We start from the raw sequence: 3,361 nt of genomic DNA, 5'->3' as shown, positions 1-3,361 counted from the left end.
GCCGGGCGGGGCGGACTCGGCGGGTTCTTCCGAAGGGCCCGCGTTGTTTCCCTTGAGCCGGCTTCGGGTGGCTGAGGGCGCGCGGCGTGACCGGGACGTGGGGGTATGGCAATGCCGTCGGCCCCCGGTCATGAGGAGTCCGGCTTCCACCAGGTCAGCGCCAGCTACGGCAACTGGTCAGCGACTCTGTCCTGTTCAGCCGGGCAGGGAACTCGCACCCTGCGCCTTTTCACGTGTCACCCGCAAGGGCGAGGGGAGTTGGCGACCTCGAAGCCAGTTCCTGCAGGTCACGCACGCCGTCAACCGTCACAGCCAAGACACCTTTGCGGGGTGCGGATGAAAAAGACTCGCTGTGGTCGATCCCTGGGATCTTTCAATTCCTGGCTGGGGCGTGCTCTTCGTCGTTCTGGGTGTGGGAGGCGTCGGCCGAGGGCGCAGGCGGTCGGATTCTCCGGGGATTGCAGCATCGCTACCAGCATGGGATGTTCAGGCGGCAGCCCGGACTGCTGCCCTGGGGTACAGGCGGTGGATTCTCATCCCTGTGGCAGGAGGTCGGGCTGGTCCAGTTTGGGGCCGGCGCCGGCGATGTCCCTGTGGAAGATGCTGCCTGGCGGTGTCCGTACGGCTCCGCCGGGATCTGCTGATGCCTGTGCAGACACAGCGACATCGCTGGCGCCGCTGACCGAAGTCATCCCCCTGCACCTTCAGCACCGCTGACGGCAGAGCCAGCCTCCCGCCCTTCATCACCAGCACGGCACGGCTGGGCGGGGGCCGTTCAACGATCATGAAGGAGTGTTGTGCAGGAGAGCGTTCATGTCCGAATACCGCGTACACGCTTGCGCGCTGTGCTGGCGGCGGGCGCGGCCGGTGCTGTCGTCGCCGTGGGGTTGTGGGGGGTGCCCGCCCAGGCGGGGGGAGCGGGCCGTGCAACGAGTGGGGCAGCAGACCGCAGCGCCGCTGATCGATGCGGGGTCGGAGGCTGGGCAAAGGTTCCGTTCCTCCGGGCGCCTCGTGGGCGGCGGGGGACAACCTGCACCGCGACGGTCGTCGCCGCCTCGTCGGATCCGGAGCCTTCGCACAAGGCGCTGATCGTCAGCAATGGCCACTGTGTCCGCGACACTCTGGGCACGAACGAGGTCCTCATCGACCGGCCCGTGCCCGAGGATGAGCAGCAGTGGACGTTCACCCCGGCGTACTTCCATGACAACACGACCGAACAGAAGACTTTCGACGTCGAGCGCATCGCGTACGCGACGATGAAGGACATCGATGTCTCGGTCCTCCAGCTCTCTGCCACCTACGCAGACCTCGCACAGCTGAACGTGCTTCCGCGTACCCTCTCCTCCGCCGGGGTCCCAGCGGAGGGCACCCGGCTGCAGGCGGCGCACGCCCCGTCCGACGGCATGCCCGAGGGCGAGGACTTCCTGCGCCTGTCCAACTGCCAGGCCACGGGATCGGGCATCGCCCTGCATGAGCACACCTGGCTGTGGAGAGGCTTTGCCCGGACCGACTGCCGTGGCATCAGTGGCGGTTCGTCCGGCGGCGCCGTCACCACAGCGCAAGGCGACCAGCTCGTCGGCATGATCAACACCGTCTCGACGCCCGGCTACCTGGGCTGCGGTCTTGGCCGCCCCTGCGAGGGCAGTGCCCAGGGCCTGGTCATTCCCGCCGACGACACCGTCTACGTCACCCCCGTCGACGCCCTCGCCTCCTGCCTGGACGAGGCAGGCCTGCGCCTGAATCGTCCAGGCTGCCGACTGGACGCCGGCCGGCAGGTCACGCTCGAGTTCACCGGCCAGCAGACGCAGAGCGACACCCCACAGGGCCCCGCCCACTGGGACGTGCACGCCACCGCAGGCCAAGACGATGGCCACGCATATGTCGCCTTCAAGACGGGCCCGTTCGGGACGACCGACTGCACCAAGCGGGAGGGATACAGCCGCCCCCAACCGCTCGGTACACCCGGTGCCGATTACCGTGAACTCCTGCCCCGCCAGGACAACTTGTACATCCTGTGCGCGGCGGGCGGTCCCAGCCCGGCCGTTCGGGGCGCGGGCTGGTCCGCTTCCCTGGCCCATCCCTCGCATGCCTACGCCCGAGTGGACAACACCCCACCGACCGTGCAGCCGTCCCTGAGCGTGCAGCGGTTCGGCGAGGGGGCCGATGCGTCGTACCGGGTCTACCCCGTTTACCAGCCCTGGGAAATCACCAGCTACAAGGTCAAATACGGTCCGAAGGACACCACCGACTGCGCAGACCCCCGGGACTACCACTTCTACAGAAACGTCCCAGCGCTGCTGCAGGAATCACAAGGACCGTGGACGTACTGCGCCATCGGACACGACAACGCCGACAACGCAACAGCACCCAAAGCATTCGAAATAGGGTGACGGGTGAGAAGCTGTTGTCTTTCCGGGCTTGAGGACTGCGTTTCCGCTGGTCGGGCATAGGGTCGGTGATCCCGTGGGAGTTGTGGCCTGTCGTGCTGTTGCTGCCCGGGAGGTCGTGGATGCCGTCGGTGGTTGGGCTGTTGGAACAGCGTGAGCTGGGCGCTCGGCGTCGTGTGGATGAGCTGCGGGAGGAAGTCGACCGTGTCCAGGCCGAGTTGGCTGTGGCCGAACGGGAATGGAAGGAGTGGGTCATCGCCTGCTCTCGGGTCGGCGAGGTGCTGGCCCCCGTGGACGAGAGCGGGCAGGAGCCCGCCAGGGCCGAGGGGACCGTGCCGGCCGCCGAGGAGCAGATCGGAAGGACGCCGCAGGTGCCGGAGGCAGCGAAGACGAAGTCGCAGGTTCCGGTGTGGCGTGAGGGGCTGGCTTGGGCGGTGCTGTCGGTGGACTACCAGCGCATTCTTAGGGCGCTCGCGGACCGGGCCCGGCTCCATCAAGGGCCGCTGACCTGCCAGGAGATGGCCGCGACGTTCGGGGTGGACGTGGTGCCGGCACGGGTGGAGGCATTGCGGTCGAAGGCGAAGCGCCTGGTCGCGCGCGGCTGGCTGGCCGAGCAACAGCCGGGCCGGTTCACGCTCGCGCAGGGTGTGGCCGGGCCAGGCGGCGGGTCATGAGCAGGGCCATCGACCAGTAGACCATCGCCTCCGCGCTCGTGGTGCGCCGCTCGTAGTCACAGCTCATGCCCGCCTGTGTCATATCGTCGCATCCCGCGCTGGAACGGCTGAGCCGGGCTCGGGGGGTGGCCGGCGGTCGGCTGGATGAGGTGACCCCGGCGGTGTGGACACTCTGACAATGGATCGTGTGGGTCCGAGGAAGGGTGTCCTGGTGGGACGTAGGTCTCCGTATCCGGAGGAGTTCAGGAACGATGCCGTCGCGCTGTACCGCGCGGCGGGCGGGAAACGTACGTACGCGGC

General features: G+C 68.0%; 2 protein-coding genes. Both read left to right on the top strand.

Annotated elements, in window-relative coordinates:
• Nucleotides 1-797 precede the first annotated feature (797 nt).
• Nucleotides 798-2,390, top strand: coding sequence for a trypsin-like peptidase domain-containing protein (locus ACIQU6_RS44195; protein WP_403488316.1), 1,593 nt, complete (start codon nt 798-800; stop codon nt 2,388-2,390).
• A 119-nt stretch (nt 2,391-2,509) separates the two neighbouring features.
• Nucleotides 2,510-3,061 carry a hypothetical protein gene (locus ACIQU6_RS44190; RefSeq protein ID WP_403488314.1) on the top strand — a complete coding sequence of 184 codons (552 nt, stop codon included), beginning with the start codon at nt 2,510-2,512 and terminating at the stop codon, nt 3,059-3,061.
• Nucleotides 3,062-3,361: the final 300 nt, after the last annotated feature.

This window comes from Streptomyces sp. NPDC090442, from assembly GCF_044769405.1.
Classification (GTDB): Bacteria; Actinomycetota; Actinomycetes; order Streptomycetales; family Streptomycetaceae; genus Streptomyces.
The sequence above is the reverse complement of the archived record's forward strand: the minus strand, read 5'-3'. Positions and strand labels throughout refer to the sequence as shown.